This window comes from Candidatus Aminicenantes bacterium (assembly GCA_026393855.1).
Lineage (GTDB): Bacteria > Acidobacteriota > Aminicenantia > Aminicenantales > UBA4085 > UBA4085.
The window spans coordinates 1-17,034 of sequence record JAPKZJ010000100.1; the positions used below are offsets into that span (position 1 = coordinate 1).

The window sequence follows — 17,034 nt, forward strand, 5'->3', positions numbered from 1 at the left end:
TGCATGATCGCAGTTGAGCATCTGGTCAAGAAATACGGTGATCTTGTCGCCGTCCGGGATCTGAGCTTCACGGTCGAGAAAGGCTGCATCTGGGGCCTGCTCGGACCGAACGCGGCCGGCAAGACGACCACCATGCGCATCCTGACGGGCTTCCTCCCGGCCACAGACGGCAAGGCCTCGGTCGGCGGCTTCGACGTCTTCAGCCAAGCCGACAAGGTCAAGCGGATCCTCGGCTACTTGCCCGAGATCCTGCCGCTCTACCCGGACCAGACGGTGACTGAGTACCTCGGGTTCATCGCCGACCTCAAGAAGGTCCCGCCCGGCAAGAAAAAGGACGCCGTGGCCCGGGCCATCAAGGCCGCGGCGCTGGAGTCCGTTAAAGGCCGGCTGATCAAGAACATCTCGCGCGGGTTCAAGCAGCGGGTCGGCATCGCCCAGGCCTTGGTCCACGATCCCCAGGTCCTGATCCTGGACGAGCCGACGATCGGGCTCGACCCGGCCCAGATTCGCGAGATCAGGGGCCTCATCCAATCGCTCAAGGGCGAACGGACGATCATCCTCTCGACCCACATCCTGGCCGAGGTCACCCAGACCTGCGACGGGGTGGTCATCATCAACGAGGGCCGGCTGAAGGCCTCGGGCTCGCTGGCCGAGCTGACCGCCTCGGTCGAGCACAAGGACGGCGTCGCCCTCAAGCTCCGCCGGTCCGTGGACGAGGCGGCGGCCGCGTTGCGCGCCCTGCCTGGAGTGGAAATGGCGGCCCGCGAAGACGACGGCCTGCGGATCGAATGGAAGCCCGGCGCCGACCTCCGCGACGAGGTCGTCCGGCTGGTCGTGGAGAAGGGCTTCGGCCTGCTGGAGATGCGGCCGATCACCATGAACATCGAGGACCTCTACCTCAAGATCGTCTCCGGAGGGGTGGACCAATGAAAGCCGTCTGGGTCATCGCCAAGAAAGAGCTGCGGGCCTATTTCACCTCGCCCATCGCCTATGTCGTCATGACCGTCTTCCTGGTCCTGGTCGGGTTCTTCTTCTACAGCCTGATGTGGTGGTTCAACGCCCAGTCGATGCAGGCCGCCCAGAATCCCGCCTACGCCCAGCAGATGAACATCAACCAGATGGTCTTCGGACCGCTCTTCAACAACATGAGCATCATCCTGCTGTTGATGCTGCCGCTTCTGACCATGCGGCTCTTCGCCGAAGAGAAGAAGATCGGGACCGAGGAGCTGCTGATGACCTCGCCGATCACCGTGGGCCAGGTCATCGCCGGCAAGTTCCTGGCCTCCTTCCTCGTCCTGGCGGCCATGCTGGCCTTGACCGGCATCCTGGCCGTCTTCCCCTTCCTCTACGGCAACCCCGAGCTCCTCCCGATCCTCAACGGCTACCTGGGGCTCCTGCTGATGGGAGGGGCCTTCTTGGCCATCGGCATCTTCTTCTCCTCCTTGACCGAGAACCAGATCGTGGCCGCCATCCTGACTTTCGGGGCGCTGCTGCTGTTTTGGATCCTGAACTGGGCCTCAAGCTCGGCCGCCGGGTTCTGGAAGGACGTGCTCAACTACGTCTCCTTCTTCCAGCACTTCGACAACGCCACCCAGGGCATCCTGGACACGGCCGACCTCATCTATTACGCCAGCTTCGCCTTCTTCGGGCTGTTCCTGACCCATTCGGTCATCCAGTCCCGTCGCTGGAGATAAGCCATGGATAAGCTGAAAGCTCACCTCAATTCGATCGGCCTGGGGCTTTTCGGGCTGGCCTTGGTGGCCCTCAAGTTCTGGCCGCAGAGCGGGCTCCTGGCCGCGCTCCTGGCCGCCCTGGGCCTGGCCGCCCTGGTCGGGTATTTCGTCCTTCACGCAGGCGACCTCAAGCAGGGCCTCAAGCGGCGCGCCTTCCTCTACTCATCCAACTTGGCCCTGATGATCATTCTGACCCTGGCCATCCTGACCCTGATCAATTACATCGGCGCCCGCCACCACAAGCGCTTCGACTTCACCGAGGCCAAGGTCCACAGCCTGTCCGACCAGTCCATCACCGTGGCCAAGGCTCTCAAGCAGGACGTCCAGGTCAAGGCCTTCTTCCGCGAGGGCAACTACGGGCGGGCCCGCTTGGAGGACCTGCTCAAAATCTACGCCTATCACTCGCCGCGGGTGAAATACGAGTTCATCGACCCCGACAAGAATCCCGGCCTGGTCAAGCGATACGAAGTCACTCAGGACGGCACGGCCATCTTCGAGTCCGGCGACAAGGATACCCGCATCACCGAGACGACCGAAGAGGCCGTGACCAACGCCATGATCAAGGTGACCCGGGCCAAATCCAAGACTATTCTTTTCCTCGAGGGCCACGGCGAGAAATCGACCGAGGCAACCGACGAGAACGGGATCTCCTTCGCCAAAGACGAGCTGGCCAAGCTGGGCTACCAGGTCAAGAAACAGACCCTGGCCCGGCCCGAAGTCCTGACGGCGGGATGCGCCCTGCTCGTAGTGCCCGGACCGCAGAAGGACCTGGCGCCAGCCGAGCTCGACGCCATAGGGGCTTACCTCAAATCCGGCGGGCGCGTCCTTTTCCTCGTCGACCCCCAGGTGGCGCCCGGACTGCCTGCCTTCCTGGTCGGATTCGGGTTCAGGCTGGAGAACGACCTCCTTTTCGACCGCCCCTCGATCCTGGGAGGCGATTACCTGATGCCGGTCATGAGCGAGCTGGCCGAGCACGCCATCACCCGCAATTTCCGATACGCCACCGTCTACCCCCTGGCCCGCTCCGTCGACATCATCGAGCCCAAGCCCGAAGGCGTGGCGACATCCCAGGTCCTGGGCAAGACAAGCGACAACGCCTACGCCAAGAAGGGCTTCGCCCTGAAGCCCAAGATGACCCTGAAAGAGATCGCCTTCGACGCCAAGGCCGATCGCCGCGGCCCCATCCCCATCGCCGGACTGGCGACGCTCAAGCCCTCGACCGACGCGGCCGGGAAGGCCGGCCCGGAAGGCCGCTTAGTCGTTTTTGGCGACTCCGATTTCGCCGCCAACCGCTACTTCGACGCCTACGGCAACGGCAACCTGTTTCTTAACGCCGCCAACTGGCTGACCGAGGAGGCGGACCTCATCTCCATCCAGCCCAAGACCCAGAATCCCCGAACCCTTCAATTGACCCCGGGGCAGGGACGGACGATCTTCTGGTTCTCGGTAGTGCTTTTGCCGCTCTTCGTCCTTGCCTTCGGGCTGAGCATCTGGTTCCGCAGGAGGGCGCTGTGAAGCTCAAGACCACCGCAATCCTGGCTGTCGTCTTCGCCGGCCTTTTGGTCTTCGTCCTGTTCTTCGAGAAAAAGCCCCGGGAAGCGGGGGCCGGGCCCGAGGCCAAGCTCGTCTCGCTGGCCGCGGCCGACGTCGAATTCGTATCGCTGAAACAAGGCCCCGAGATCCTGTCCTTCCGCAAGAACGACAAGGGCGAGTGGATGATCGCCGAACCGATGGAGGCCAAAGCCGACACCGTCGAAGTCGAGGCCCTGGTCTCCGCCCTGGCGGACCTTCGGATCGAGCGGATCGTCGAGGCCGCTGGCGGCGATCCCAAGAAATACGACATCCCCCAGCGGGAGATCAGCCTGCGGGTCAAGGGCCAGGCCGAGCCGGTCAAGATCCTGCTCGGCCCCGAGAACAAGCTCGACGCCACTTTCTACGCCCAGAAGGTCGGCGACCCGCGCATCGTCTTGCTGCCCAGCACTCTCAAGACCCCATTGGACAAGAAGCTGTTCGATTTCCGGCAAAAAGACGTCTTCCGCTTCGAGGCCAAGGATGTGGCCGCGGTCAAGCTGCGGGCCAAGGATTCCCGCTGGGAGGCCCGCAAAACGGACGGCGAATGGTTCTTCACCTCTCCGCTCAAAGTCTTGGCTCGGGAAAGCCAGATGACGAGCCTCCTCGAGTCGCTGGCCGGCCTGCGGGCCAAGGAGTTCGCGGCCGAGGCCAAGACGCCGCAGGAGCTGAAAGCCCGCGGCCTGGAGGTCCCGGAGTACACGATCTCCTTAAGCCTGCCCGCGGAGAGCCGGGAGCTCGTCTTCTCCTTCCATAAAGCCGAAGACAAGACCTACGCCACGACCTCGCAGTCGACCAAGATCATCGTGCCCGAGGCCGACATCCTGTTCGATCTGGAGCGCAAGCCGGCCGACCTTCGCGAGAGCAAGGTCGCTGTCTTCGGCGCTTGGCAGGCCGACCAGCTCATGCTCAAAAAGGGCGGCTTGGCGATCACGGTCCACAAAGCCGCCAACGCCAATTGGTTCTTCGATCCGGCCGAGAAGGAGGAAGCGGACGGCTCCAAGGTCGAAACCTTCCTGCGCAAGATCGAGGGGCTCGAGGCGGCCGAGTATATCGACGCCCCCAAAGGCCCGGCCGAATACGGCCTGGACAATCCCGGGGCCGAGATCGCGATCCGGACCAAGGACACGGCATCGGAAAAGCCGGTCGAGAAGACGGTCCGCCTCGCCGTGGGCAAGGTCGACGCAGAGAAAAAACAGGCCGTCGTCAAGAACGCCCGCTTCGCCTGGCTGGTCAAGGCCGACGCCTCGTTCCTGGACGAGTTCCCAAAGGAAAAGAAGGATTGGGCGGCGCTGCCGCCCGCCGCGCCGGAGAAGAAATAGGACTTCATACCCATGAACCTGCTTCGTCATCGCCTCGCGACTGCGGCGCTTCTGTTGCCGCTGGCGTTCGCCGTTCCTCGGGCCGCGGCTCAGGATAGCAGCCTGCCCCGGCTTGAATTCTTCATCCGCGGCTCGCTCGCGCCTGCCGGGACCGGGACCACCATCGAACACGGCTACGATCCCCATCCGGGATACGCCATCCCCGGCTCGTATGCCCGACAAACGCTTCGGTTCGACCCCCTGTCCGGATCGGGATTCGTCGCCGGCGTGACGGGCTTTTTCGGCCGGACCATCGGCTTGCGGCTTTCCGTCGGCTATGACCACAGCCCGATCGGCGGCGCCAATACGCCCTTTGAGATGGTCTATAAATACACCTCCTGGACGCCTTGGTCCGGATATGTCGACGGGACCTATACGGTCAATCAAGCCTGGCCGGAAACCGCCGGCGCGCTCCAAAGAGCTGCGGCCGGCTTGGAGCTCGTCGTCCGCCTCCCCTTGGGTCCGGGCATACGCTTGAATCTGACCGGCGGCCCGCTGCTTTCCCTGTCCGGCGGAGACATCCAATCCCTGGGCTATACCGATCTTTATTACGAGCGGTACGGAGCCTTGTTCTTCCACAGCTATTTCGTCCGGCTCCGACTCCCGGCCCGGGTTCGTCTAGGCCTCACCGGAGGAGCGGAGCTGGCCGTCCGCTTTGGCCGGCACCTATCGCTCATCCTGAACGCCACGGTCCGCAGCGGTTCCTATGAAGGCATCCCCGAGATAACGGCCGCTTACGATTCGAACGGGCTACAGACCGCGGCGGCGGACATCCTCAGCCGCATAAAAGCCCGCATCGTCCCCCAGGCGGTCGTCCTCACGCCCTCGCCTTTTCTCTTCGGGGCCGGATTCGCTATCGTCTTGTGACGATCGGCGGCCTCGCGATCAGAACGAGACGCGCAGGCCGATCTTGAGAAAGAAGCCGGAGAGATCGATCACGGCATCGTGGACGACGGTGATTACGCCGCCGCTCCAGCCGCCGGGCAGGTTGAATCGCTTGTACGTGGTCTGCAAATAATCGACGTATTCCTCGAAATAGAGAAGCGTGAAGTCGCGGGCGCCCTGCGGCTCGCCGTAATAGGTCTCCTCGTAGCGGCCGGTGAAGCCCGACAGCTTGGCCCTCCGGTAGCCCGCGTCCAAGATCAGGCCGAGCCGGCCGAAGACAGCCCAATCCAACGCCACGCCCGCCGTCCAGCCCAGGTTGAAGGCATGGGTGTCGGCCGTCCAGGCTTGAATCTGGTCGGATCCGCCGACGGCGTACGTTTCCGTCCGCGTTCCCGCGTCTTCGAAGGACGACCAATAGCCGTCCAGCCCGGCGTGCGGCCTGAGGCTGAGTTTGCCGGTCAGGGGAATGACATAAGTCAGGCCGAGCCGCGCGACGACGGCCCGGACCCGGTCGTCGCGCGTAAACTCTTCGGTCACCGTCCCCCACTCCACGGCGAAGAGGTTGCCTTCGCTCGAAGCGCCGAGGAGGCCCGCGGAAGCGGACACGATCAGGCCCGAGCGCAGGGGGATGTCGACGGTCAGCTCGAACTCCTGCGCCCAGCGGATGGTCCGGGTCGTCTCGCGGGAGATCCCGACGCCCACGATGGCGTCGTAGGAACGGGGGAAATCGAGCATAAAATCGTTGTACTCCCGGGGCGCGACGAGCGACCAGCCGTTCGACACGCGGAGGGAGATGCGCTCGGCGCCGGCCGCGGCCGGCGGGGCGGCAACCAGGCAGGCGAGCGCGGCGATGAGGAGCCACGGGCGGCAGGGGAATTTCGGCATTGACCTTTCCTTGATCCATCGGCATTATAATTGCTCGACGCAAGGAAGACAATGAAGAAAGCCGTTCTCCTCCTTCTCCTTGGGGCCGCCCTGGCCCCGGCTTCTCTGCCCGCAGCCACGGAAACGCAGACGCGGCGAGCCCGTTTCTTTCTGACCGCGGGCTTCGGCCTGCCCGGCGGCGGGGCCGACTACTCTTTTTCCTATGATCCGCATCCCGGCTACGACATCCCCGGCTCCACGGCCGGTCAGACGCTGCGGGTGGAGCCGGCCCTCGGGCCTTCCCTGGAAGCGGGCTTCTTCCTTCCGCTCGGCCGCGCCTTCGGCCTCCGGTTGAGCTACGCTTGGGACCGATCGCCCTTGGGCGGAGAAAACGGCCCCTATGCGATGCTCTTCAAATACACCAACTGGTGGCCGCTCCTCGATCCCGTCCGGACGTCGCTTACGAAAACCACGGCCTGGGCTCCGACCTTCGGCTCCCGGCAGGACGTGTCGATCGGGCTGGAGGTGTCTCTACGCTGGCCGATCGCGCGAGGCGTCGATCTTTCGTTTCTGGCCGGGCCCCGGCTTTTCTTCGCCTCCGGAAGTACGGGCGCCCTCGGCTACACCGAATACATGGGCAGCAGCCACGGCGCGCAGTTCTTCCGCGAGTATCTCCTGCGGCTGGATCTCCCGCCCCAGACCCGAATCGGCTGGACGGCCGGTGTGGAAGCCGAAGTGCGGCTTTCGACCGCGCTCTCGCTTCTTCTGCGGGCGGGATTCGCCTCCGCCGGCGCCTACGAAGCCGTGCCGGAGATCGCAGCGGCCGACGAGTATTATGGGCTGATCCCGGCCGACGAGCAGACGCTCGCCGCCATCCGCCGGGCCGTGGCCCTTCCCGCCTTGACCCTCCCGCTAGGGCGTTTCGAGCTGGCCTGCGGCCTCGCCTTAGGCCTTTGACATGGCTGCGGCTGAGCAGGGATTCGTCCGCGGGCTCCTCGGCTGGTATGGCCGCAACAAGCGCGACCTGCCTTGGCGCGGCGCTACGGACCCCTATGCCGTCTGGGTTTCCGAGATCATGCTTCAGCAGACGACGGTCGGCGCCGTTATCCCCTATTACCAGCGCTGGCTCAAGAGATTCCCGGACATCGAATCTCTGGCCCGGGCGCCTTTGAGCCGAATCCTGAAAGCCTGGCAAGGATTGGGCTATTACCAGCGGGCCCGCAATCTCCGCGCCGCCGCCAAGATTGTGGTCGAGCGCCACGGGGGACGCCTTCCGGAAACCGAGGCGGATCTTCGGGCCCTGCCCGGATTCGGCCAATACACGACCGCCGCTGTGGCCAGCATCGCTTTCGGCCGCCGGATTCCCCTGGTCGACGCCAATGTCCGCCGCGTCCTGATGCGGATCTTCGAGCTGGCGGGGTCCGCCGCGGCCCGCAACGATCCCGCCCTGCTCGAGCGTCTGGCGCCGCTCGTCCCGGCCCGGCGGCCCGGCGACTTCAATCAGGCTTTGATGGAGCTGGGCGCCCTGATCTGCCGTCCGATGAATCCGGCCTGCCTGCGCTGCCCGGTCCGACTCGATTGCCTGGCCTTCGCCGCCGGCCGGCAGGAAGTCATCCCGGCGCCCGTCCGGCGCAGCACCAGAAAGCTCACGGCGGTAGTTGGAATCATCGAGCGGGACGGCAGGATCCTCATCCAACAGAGGCCGTCCGAGGGGCTCTTGGGGGGGCTCTGGGAATTTCCCGGCGGCAAGGTGCGCCCGGGCGAATCGCTTCCGGCCGCCCTGGCCCGCGAGCTCGCGGAGGAGATCGGGGCCGGGCCAAAGGCGGTCCGGCCGTTCATGACGGTCGACCACTCTTACACTCGGTTTCGGGTGACCCTCCACGCGTTCACATGCGGCTTGCGGACCGATCCGGCGCCCGATCGGAGCTGGCGATGGGTCCGGCCGGCCGATCTGCGGAAATACCCGGTCCCCTCCGGCAGCGCCCGCATCGTGGAAAAGATTATCGAGAGCCGGCGGTCCGGCCCAGCTCGTCGAGCTCGGCCAGCCGGAACCGGACGCTCAGAATGAACGGCTCCTCATCCGGCCGCCAGTGGCCGTAGGTCGTAGCGACAAAAGTGCCGTCGGGCAGAATCTCGACGCCGGGATAAGCGCAGTCGGCCAAGACGAGGTTGTCTTTCAACCGGACAAGGTATTGGCCGGGACGGCCGGCGACGAGATCGTCGAAGGTCCCGACCCAGGCCGCCCAATCGCCTTCGTAGGGAGAGGTCTTGCCTTGGGGCGAGATGGACCGGAAGGACACGACCAGCCGCCCGTCCGGCGCATACTTGCCGGTGTGCCGGTCGCCGTTTAAAGCGTCGGGCAGGTCGCGCGGCGCGCTCCAAGTCCTGCCTTCGTCTTCCGAGAAGATGATCTGGGAGTTCCGGCGCCGCAGATTCTCCCGCAGCAGAACGGCCAGCCGCTTCCCGTCCGGGGAACGGACCAAGCCGGGCTCGCAAAGATGGATTTCGCTCGAACGGAAGATCGTCTCCGGCCGCGACCAGGACAGGCCGCCGTCTTCGGAAAAGGTCTTGAGCAGGGTCATGACGGGCGGCTTCTCGACGGCCGCCTCCTTGGCCAGGAATCGTCCATCATCGTGGAAGAGGGCCATATAGCGCCCGCGCTGGGGCCCAACGGCCGCAACACTGCCCATGACGACGATGCCGCCCCACTCGCCGATCGGCGCCAGCTCGGACCAGGTCCGGCCGTCGTCCTCCGAACGGGCCATCCGAGCGGGATAGAGGCCCGAGAACAGGATCAGACGCCTGGCCCCGTCGGGCCGGACGACACGGTGAATCGTGGGTGTTTCCAGGCTCGTCGCCCAGCTATCCGGCGTGGGTTGGCGGTCGCTCCAGGTCCGGCCGCCGTCGAAGCTCTTTTTGTAGACGATCGGACCTTTGCCGTGCCCCTTAGGGTAGACGCAGAGGATGGTCCGCCCATCCTCGAGGAGGCAGGTCGTGGGATGCCCGAGATACTGGCCTTTTTCGATGTCCACCACGACCTGGCGGCTGGCGTCCTTGTCAAGATCGATCAGACGGACGGACGCCTCAGGCCGGCCAGCGGCGCCGCCCCCGGCCGCCGCGACGAACATCGCCAGCAGCGCGGCGCCCGTCAACCTAAACCGCGCCGTTCGCCCGCTCATGGGGGCGGTTATTTCTTGATCAGGCGGGTCGTTCCGCCAGTCTCCCCCGTCATGCCGATGCTCATGTTGGCGGGGGCGCCGACTTCGATGTTGCCGTTCAGGCTGCCTTTATTTTCGGACTTGACGTAAACGCCTTCCTTGACCGCAAAGTACCAGGTGCTCTGGCCAACGGACTTGATGGCCAGGGTCAGGCTCATGCCCTGCTGTTCGAGGGTGCCCCCGATGGTACCGGTCGAGGAGACCTTGATGCGGGCGCACTCATAGCCGTCCACCGTCTCGAACCCATCCAGGGTATTGGTGTGGACCACATGCATCGTGGTCTCGCCGGCGCCTTCCTGCTGGACGACCGTGTCCTCGCTCGGCCAGGTGTCGCCGACCTTGACCGGCTTGTCGGGCAGATCGGGGAAGAAAGCCTGGAACGACGAGCTCACATCGCGCTGGCCGCCGTTCGGGGAGTCGAACTTGAGCGCCTTGGCCCCGGCGACGTCGATCTCCTTGCCCAGCGGGGAAAGGATCATGGCGAAGCCCTTGCCGATGGTCGGGGTCATGTCGGGGGACATGGGACCCTGCGGCGACTGGACGTCGGACTTGGCGGCGTCGATGACGACGCCGATTTCGAAGTCCTGGCCCTTGGCGCCCTTGGGCGTGAGGGTGAAGTCCAGGCTGGAAGTGACGGTCGTCGTCATGGTCTGGCCCATGATGTCCATGGCCTGGGTCTGGCTGCCCGTCTCCTGGTAGGAGAGGATCTTCCCGGACGCGAATTGATAGGCCAGGGTCACGGGCCCCTGGGCGGCCGGCTTGTCCGCGGCCAGCGCCGCCAGGGCGAAGACGGCCAGGATCAAGACCAGGAATTTTGCGTTTTTCATGAGTTACCTCCTAATGATTGCTGAAAGAACCCGCATAGTATAACGCCCTCAGCCGGTGAATCACAAGTGTCGGCCGCCGCGGGCCTTGACGGCTTGGCGGGAATAAGTTATTCAGGTGGGTTGCAATCCGCCATGAATGACCCCGGGCTGAATATAGAATACCAGTTCGCCGACTACGGCACACCCTTTGAGACCACACCCGGCCGGGTCGTCGTCGACGTGGGCATGCGCTTGGCCCCCGGCGTGCTCGACCACCACCATCCCGAGGCCGAAGCCGAATGCGCCGCCTCGCTCGTCGTCAAGCATCCCGAGCTCGTCCTCGATCACATCCGCCCCGGAGGGCGCGAGCCGGAGGGGACGCTGACCTTCGTTACCCACAAGCTGCCTGATTTCGACGCCCTGGCCGCTATCTTCCTGGCCCGCCGGCTGATCGAGCGAGGCGAGATCGACCCGGCCATGCGGGCGCTGGCCGCCTACACCATGATCGTGGATTCCTCGGCCCTGCCGCCGGCTCTCGACCTCGCGGCGACGCCCTATGCGGTCTTGCGGGGGCTCTTTGCCGGAGCCGGCAAGAGCGAGGAGACGATCAACCGGGAACGGACTGAGGAAGGGCTCAAGTTCATGCGCCACCTCCACGCCCGGGCCGAGGAAGGGGCCGAGCTCATGGAAAACCCCCGCCTGTTCCAGGGCATCGACCGCTACGAGCGGGCCGTCCGCAAAATCGGGGAGGATTTTCAGAACTACCTGGCCGACGCCGCCCGATCCCCCAAGTTCGGCATCTCGCTGCCGCTCCCGGATGGCTCCGGCCGGCGGACGGTCGACGGCTTGAGCGTGGCCCGCCCGCATTGTTTCCTGCTCAAAGAGTGGGCCCGCCGGGACCGCGCATATGCCCCGGGCGGCAAGGGCTTCAGCTTCGTCATGAGCCTGTACGGCGATTCCCGCTTCATCATCGGCGTTGACCCGGCCGCGGGCGTCAACCTGCGCGGGCTGGGCGGGATGCTAAACGCCCTGGAGCAGGCCCGCCGGGCCGAGCTCGGCCGGCCCGCGGGACCGCCCTGGTACGAAGGGGCCGGCGCCTTCTTCGAGTACCGGATCGTGGACTCGCCCCGGGACGAATCAGTCCTGGCGCCGGCCGTCGTGTTCGAGGCCGTCAAGGCGTTCGGCCGGGTCGAGGATTTTTCCACATGAGCCCCGCGAGGAAGCGATCATGCCCGGAAGATTGTTCGCGGCAGCAGCACTGGCGATGACGCTCGGAATGATCCGACCCGCTGGACCAGGGAGCATCGACTCCGCTCCTCCTCCGGCTCCCGCCAAAGGCCGGGTCGAAATCCGGTTGCGCGTTGGCGGATTTGAGCGCGTCCTCCACCTCCACATCCCGTCCGCCTATGACCCCGGCCGCGGGTGGCCGCTGGTCATGATTTTCCACGGTGCGGGCGGATCGGGCGATCGATATCTCGACGGCAACGGCTGGGCGGCGGCAGCCGAGCGGGAGGGCTTCCTGGCCGCCGCTCCGGACGGGCTGCCGGCCCGCCCCAACCGCCCGGCCCAGTTTCTGCTCAATCCGCGACTCTGGAACGACGGCCAATTACGCGCCGGGACTCCGCGCGCGGCGGTGGACGACGTAGCCTTCGTGCGAGCGGCGATCAACGAAATCGGGCGCCATTACAAAATCGACGCGAGCCGTATCTTCGCCGCCGGACATTCCAACGGAGCCGGCCTGGTCTTCCGGCTGGGAGCGGAGATGGCGGACCGGCTGGCGGCTTTCGCCGCGGTTGCCGGCCATTGCTGGATCGAGTCGCCGCACCCGGCCAAACCGATGCCCACCCTTTATATCGTCGGCATGGATGACCCCCTGGTCCGGATCGAAGGCGGAGAGATGAGCACTCCGTGGGGCAAGAAGGTCAATCCGCCGATCGCCCGTACCCTCGAGACGTGGGCTTCCGCCCTGGGCGTGACGCCGGTCCCGCAGACGCTTTCGGAAGGAAACGGACTGCGGCGGGTGGTTTACGGAGATCCGACCGCCGCCGCTTTTCTGGAGGTGATTTTCATCGAGGGCCAGGGCCACGGCTGGCCCGGCGGCCGGGAAACCCTGCTGCCGGAGCGGTTCATCGGCCCGCGCGTCGAGACGCTCGACGCCACGGCCGCCATCTGGGCGTTTTTCCGCGCCGTCGCGGAGAGGCCCGGCCATAACTAGCCGGGATCAGAATAAGCCCCATTCCTTGTGCTTGGCCGCGATCGTCTCGGCCAAGGCATCGACCGCTTTCAGGTCTTCTTCGCGCGGCCGCCCCTTAAAAAGAATTGGGGGCAGCATCTCGACTTTCAGGTTGGGCAGAAAGCCGGTCAACTGCTCGACCATTTTCTGTCCCCAGCCATAACTCCCGATGAAGGCGGCCAGCTTGGCCTTGGGCCGGAGGGCGTTGGCCAGGATGGCGGCAAAAGCCAGGCGGGGGTGGAGCCCGACATGGACAGCCGGGCCGGCCAGGACGATGGTCGCCGCATCCACCAGCCGCACGGCGAGCTGGCCGATGTCGGCGTCGGCCATGTTGAATCGGCAGGCCGAGACGCCGCGGGCATCCAGTCCTTCGACCAGGCGCTCGACCATCGTCTCGGTGCTCCCATGCATCGAGACATAGGCGATGGCGACGCCGTTCTTGGGCGTATCCTTGACCCAGTCGCGATAGGCCAGGAGGATCGTCTGCGGCCGCTTGTGAACGGGGCCGTGGCTGGGAGCGATCATGTCGATCGGGATATCCCGCAGGCGGTCGAGGTTCTTCTGGATGGCCGTCCGGAAGGGCATCATGATCTCGGCGAAGTATCTCTTGGCCGACTCATAGAGCTTCTCCTCGTCGTCGACGAAGAGGCCCGACTGGGCCAGGTGGGAGCCGAAGAAATCGCAGGAAAAAAGAATCTTGTTCTCGCGCAGATAGGTGCACATCGTCTCGGGCCAGTGAACCCAGGGCGTATGGATGAATTCGAGGGTCTTGTCGCCCAGCGACAGGGTCGCTCCGTCCTCGACGGTCGTGATCCGATCCTCGGGCAATCCGAGGTGGTCGATGAGGAGGCCTTTGGCTTTGGGTGAACAGACCAGCTTGGCCTGCGGAAAGCGGGCCAGCAAGGCCGGAAGCGTGCCCGAATGGTCCTGCTCGGCGTGATGGGCCACGATGATGTCGACGGGTGGAAGCCGGTCCAGATAACCCATCAACACGCCGGCTTTAGCCGGATCGACGGAATCGAGTAGGGCGGTCTTCTCGGACCCCTGGACATAGTAGGCGTTATAGCTCGTCCCGTCGGGCAGCGGGATCAGGGCGTCGAACAGGCGGCGATCCCAATCCACGGCGCCGACGGCATAAACTCGATCGATCAGGGAGCGAGGCTTCATCGCGGGAAACTCCTTTTTATCCGAATCCTTCGGCGGGAGGCGGCCCGTCCCGTCCGGCCCATTTCCTACTTAATATATGGGGTCATACGGCTTTAGTCAAGTCGGGCCGCCCGGCCGGCCTCGCGCCAGAACAGGCGCAGCAGGCTGCGATGCCGGGCCCGGCGCTCCTCGTCCGTGGGCATCCCGCTCCAGGTCAGCGGCCAGGCCATCGCTTCGGGGAAAAACGCATCCAAGCCCGATCGCTCGAGGACGCTCTCCAGCGTCTCGCCCTTGGCCCGGGCTTCGAGAACCCTGTCCCAAGACGCCCCCAGGTAGGCCCGTCGCCGGGCCAGGTCCTTCCCCGACCCGATCTCCCGGCGATGGGCCGAAATCACGTATTCCAAGCCGTGGGGATCGGAGAGCACGGTGTCCAGCGCCCGCAGCCAACGGGGGACGTCGAAAACCCGGTCGGGCTGCGGGGCGTCCTCGCGCGGCGAGCCGAGCGAGAAGTCGAAGCCCAGGTCACCGGTCAGGAGGAGCTTCTCTTCCGGGAAATAGACTAGGATGTCGTCGCCGCTGTGGGCCGCTCCGAAAAACACGAGCTCGGCCGTCAGGTCGCCGAGATCGAGGGTCAGGCGATCATCGAAGCCGATTGTCGGCGGGACGACGGAGAATCCCGTCTCGTAGTCGCGGACCAGGGCTTCCTCCCGGGCGATGATCGTCCGATAGGTCGCCGCATCGGAAGCCCCTGCGGGCAGAGCCGCCAGGCTTCGCCTCCATTCGGCGATCCTCTCGCAGGAATAGGCCAGCTCTTCGGCCAAGGCCTTAGCCGGATCGGCCGCGACCGCCTTCAGCCTCTCCCGGGCGCCGCGCTGGGCGATGATCTCCGCGCCCGGAAAGGCCGCCCCGCCCCAGGCGTGATCCCCGTCGGCGTGGGTCAGGATGACATAACGGAAATCCGACCGGCCCAGCTCCCGGGCCGCGATGGCTTTCATCTCCTCCGCCAGCCGCGGCGAGATATTGGCGTCGACGACGACCAGCCCGCGCCGCGAAGCGACGACGACCGAGTGGACCTTGACCGAGCCCGGCCCGCCGAAAAGCGTCAAGACGCGCGGGCTGAGCCGCCGGAGCGCGAACGAAGACGGGATCGGCTTCTGATCGATCACGGCCGCCGAAAAAGATCCCATGGCCGGCGGGCTCGCAAGGATGGCCGAAACGCCCAGAACGGCCGCGCTGACGGCCCGGCCGCTCAAACGGAGGTATCGGGACGCCATCATCCCCTACGCCAAAGCCAGACGATCGATGATCGCGGCCTGGGCCGGAAACGCGGCCCGCAGGACTTCGCGACGGCCCAGCTCGAAGTCGGCGAATTCGAAGCCCGGCGCCAGCGTGCAACCGGCCAGGACGAACGGCGCCTCCGGGGCCAGCTCGGCCCCGAACCACCAGCCCATCCGCAGGACGTGCTGGTGGGCTTCCTGCTTCTCCGGGTCCCGGCCCAGGACCAGCCGGCGGTAGCCCCACTCCGGGTCCAGGATGTGAAGGACGGCCGGTCCCCCTTCGTAGAGATGCCAGATCTCGTCGGAACGCAGCCGGTGCAGGCGGGACACCTGGCCGGCCGAGAGAAGGAAATAGATCGAGGTTGAAAAGGGCCGAGCCCCGGGAAAGCGCGAAGGCAGCGCCGGCCGGGCGATGATCTCGTCGGATCGGTAGATCTCGCGGTAAAAACCTCCCTCGGGATGGGGCTCCAGGTCGAGCCGCCTGGCCCAAGCTTCCGCGCCGTCGTCGTTCATGATAGGACTCCTTGCCGCCATTGTACCCCGGCCCGGCCGGAAAATCAGTCCCCGGCTCGGCCGTGCATCCGGCCGCGGGCCAGGGAAGCGAAAATCCCCCCCACGCACAACAGGCCGAACAGGAAGAACCCGGTCCGGGCGGCGGACAGGAAGCGCCCGTAGACGGGCGGGGTGATCGCGATCCGGCCGATGAAGAGAACGAACAAAAGCATCGCCGCCGCCATGCTCAACATCTGCCCGGTTAAACGCATCGTCCCCAGCATGGCCGAAGCCAGGCCGTAATCCTTGGGGCCCACGGCACTCATGACCGCGTTGGTGTTGGGCGAAGAAAAGAGAGCGAAGCCGGCCCCCAGAACGACCAGCACTCCGCCGACGAATACGACGGCGGTGGAAGCCGACAGGAAGGCCAGCGAGAACAGGCCCGCCGCCGAAATGCTCATCCCGGCCGAGGCCAGAAGCCGCGGCTCGATCCGGTCGGACAAGCGGCCGGCGAGCGGCGAGAAGAGGGCCATGACCGCCGGCTGGGCGATGAGGATCAAGCCCGCCTGCTGGGGCGTCAGCCCCTTGAGATACTGCAGGTACAGGCTAAGCAGAAAGCCCGCCGCGGAGGTGGCGCAATAATGGATCAACGCCGCCAGATTGGAAAAAGCAAAGACGGGGCGGCCGCGAAACAGACTCAGATCGAGAACGGGCGATGCGGCCCGCCGCTCCCAAGCCAGGAAACCGGCCATCCCGGCCGCGGCGGCCAGCAGTAGGACTGCGCCCTCGGCCCGCGGCAGGCGGGAGAAGCCCAGCATCATCGCCACGAGCGATGCGCCCAGCAGGACCGAACCGGCCGTGTCGAAGGCCGGGCCTTCGGCCTTCTTCCGGTCGTCGGGCAGACGGACGGCGACGAGGACGAGGATGAGAGACAACAATCCGGAGACGGCGAAGATCGACCGCCAGCCGAGCTGCTGGGTCAGGATTCCGCCCAGGACCGGCCCCATCGAAAGTCCGGTGTAAGTGAATGCGACGTTGATCCCCAGGACCCGGCCGCGCAGATGCGGCGGGTAGGCGGCCGTCAGGATGGCCACCCCGGTGCAGAAGATCATCGCCGCCCCCACGCCCTGCAGGACCCGGGCCGCGATCAGGACACCGGCCGAACCCGCCGCCGCGCAAAGTCCCGAGGAGAGGGCGTTCAAGACGGCGCCGGCCAGAAAAATCCTTTTGCGCCCGCCGATATCGGCGATCTTGCCGAAGGGGATCAGGAAGACGGCCGCCGCCAGTATATAGGAGGTCGCAGTCCAGCCCAGGAGGACGGCGTCGATGCTGAAATCCCGGCCGATCGCGGGCAGGGCGATGTTCAGGGCGGCCGAAAGGAACGGAGCCAGGAACGCGGCCAGGACGGAAGCGATCAGGACGATCGAGGGCCGGATGTCTTTCTTCATCG

16 protein-coding genes are annotated in these 17,034 nt (G+C 65.6%); 9 read left to right on the forward strand and 7 right to left on the reverse strand.

Annotation, left to right across the window (positions count from 1 at the left end):
• From NTZ26_12350 to NTZ26_12370, 5 genes are all read left to right on the forward strand, one after another.
• A partial coding sequence (locus NTZ26_12350; protein ID MCX6561290.1) for an ABC transporter ATP-binding protein occupies positions 1–930 on the forward strand: 930 nt, incomplete at its 5' end.
• The gene (locus NTZ26_12355) at positions 927–1,694 is read left to right on the forward strand and encodes an ABC transporter permease (protein MCX6561291.1); all 768 of its coding nucleotides are present in this window, start codon (positions 927–929) and stop codon (positions 1,692–1,694) included. The genes NTZ26_12350 and NTZ26_12355, both read left to right, overlap by 4 nt.
• Before the next feature lie 3 nt (positions 1,695–1,697).
• Entirely contained in the window at positions 1,698–3,248 is a 1,551-nt protein-coding gene (locus tag NTZ26_12360; protein ID MCX6561292.1) for a Gldg family protein, read from the forward strand.
• Positions 3,245–4,624 carry a DUF4340 domain-containing protein gene (locus NTZ26_12365; GenBank protein ID MCX6561293.1) on the forward strand — a complete coding sequence of 460 codons (1,380 nt, stop codon included), beginning with the start codon at positions 3,245–3,247 and terminating at the stop codon, positions 4,622–4,624. The genes NTZ26_12360 and NTZ26_12365 overlap by 4 nt, the downstream gene beginning before the upstream one ends.
• A 12-nt stretch (positions 4,625–4,636) precedes the next feature.
• On the forward strand, positions 4,637–5,530 hold the full coding sequence (locus NTZ26_12370; protein ID MCX6561294.1) for a hypothetical protein: 894 nt from the start codon (positions 4,637–4,639) through the stop codon (positions 5,528–5,530).
• A gap of 18 nt (positions 5,531–5,548) precedes the next feature.
• Here NTZ26_12370 and NTZ26_12375 read toward each other — a convergent pair whose 3' ends face one another.
• On the reverse strand, positions 5,549–6,433 hold the full coding sequence (locus NTZ26_12375; protein ID MCX6561295.1) for a hypothetical protein: 885 nt from the start codon (positions 6,431–6,433) through the stop codon (positions 5,549–5,551).
• 51 nt (positions 6,434–6,484) lie between these two features.
• On the opposite strand from NTZ26_12375, the gene NTZ26_12380 reads away from it, so the two are divergent.
• On the forward strand, positions 6,485–7,369 hold the full coding sequence (locus NTZ26_12380; protein MCX6561296.1) for a hypothetical protein: 885 nt from the start codon (positions 6,485–6,487) through the stop codon (positions 7,367–7,369).
• Between the two features lies 1 nt (position 7,370).
• Entirely contained in the window at positions 7,371–8,480 is a 1,110-nt protein-coding gene (mutY, locus tag NTZ26_12385; GenBank protein ID MCX6561297.1) for an A/G-specific adenine glycosylase, read from the forward strand.
• Here mutY and NTZ26_12390 read toward each other — a convergent pair.
• Together NTZ26_12390 and NTZ26_12395 are read right to left on the reverse strand one after the other, a co-directional pair.
• A complete protein-coding gene (locus NTZ26_12390; GenBank protein ID MCX6561298.1) occupies positions 8,413–9,591 on the reverse strand; it encodes a sialidase family protein in 1,179 nt (392 codons plus the stop codon). The genes mutY and NTZ26_12390 overlap by 68 nt on opposite strands.
• An 8-nt stretch (positions 9,592–9,599) precedes the next feature.
• Entirely contained in the window at positions 9,600–10,457 is an 858-nt protein-coding gene (locus NTZ26_12395; GenBank protein ID MCX6561299.1) for a hypothetical protein, read from the reverse strand.
• 132 nt (positions 10,458–10,589) lie between these two features.
• Between NTZ26_12395 and NTZ26_12400 the strand changes: the two genes are divergently transcribed.
• Together NTZ26_12400 and NTZ26_12405 are read left to right on the forward strand one after the other, a co-directional pair.
• Positions 10,590–11,645 carry a hypothetical protein gene (locus NTZ26_12400; GenBank protein ID MCX6561300.1) on the forward strand — a complete coding sequence of 352 codons (1,056 nt, stop codon included), beginning with the start codon at positions 10,590–10,592 and terminating at the stop codon, positions 11,643–11,645.
• Between the two features lie 19 nt (positions 11,646–11,664).
• Positions 11,665–12,651 carry a hypothetical protein gene (locus tag NTZ26_12405; GenBank protein MCX6561301.1) on the forward strand — a complete coding sequence of 329 codons (987 nt, stop codon included), beginning with the start codon at positions 11,665–11,667 and terminating at the stop codon, positions 12,649–12,651.
• A gap of 6 nt (positions 12,652–12,657) precedes the next feature.
• Here the strand turns inward: NTZ26_12405 and NTZ26_12410 are convergent, their stop codons facing one another.
• From NTZ26_12410 to NTZ26_12425, 4 genes are all read right to left on the reverse strand, one after another.
• Positions 12,658–13,836, reverse strand: coding sequence for an FprA family A-type flavoprotein (locus tag NTZ26_12410; protein ID MCX6561302.1), 1,179 nt, complete (start codon positions 13,834–13,836; stop codon positions 12,658–12,660).
• A gap of 92 nt (positions 13,837–13,928) precedes the next feature.
• Positions 13,929–15,092, reverse strand: a complete 1,164-nt coding sequence (locus NTZ26_12415) for an MBL fold metallo-hydrolase (protein ID MCX6561303.1) — start codon at positions 15,090–15,092, stop codon at positions 13,929–13,931.
• 3 nt (positions 15,093–15,095) lie between these two features.
• Positions 15,096–15,605, reverse strand: coding sequence for a cupin domain-containing protein (locus NTZ26_12420; protein MCX6561304.1), 510 nt, complete (start codon positions 15,603–15,605; stop codon positions 15,096–15,098).
• Positions 15,606–15,649: 44 nt separating this feature from the next.
• Complete coding sequence (locus tag NTZ26_12425; GenBank protein MCX6561305.1) at positions 15,650–17,032, reverse strand: MFS transporter; 1,383 nt, start codon at positions 17,030–17,032, stop codon at positions 15,650–15,652.
• Positions 17,033–17,034: the final 2 nt, after the last annotated feature.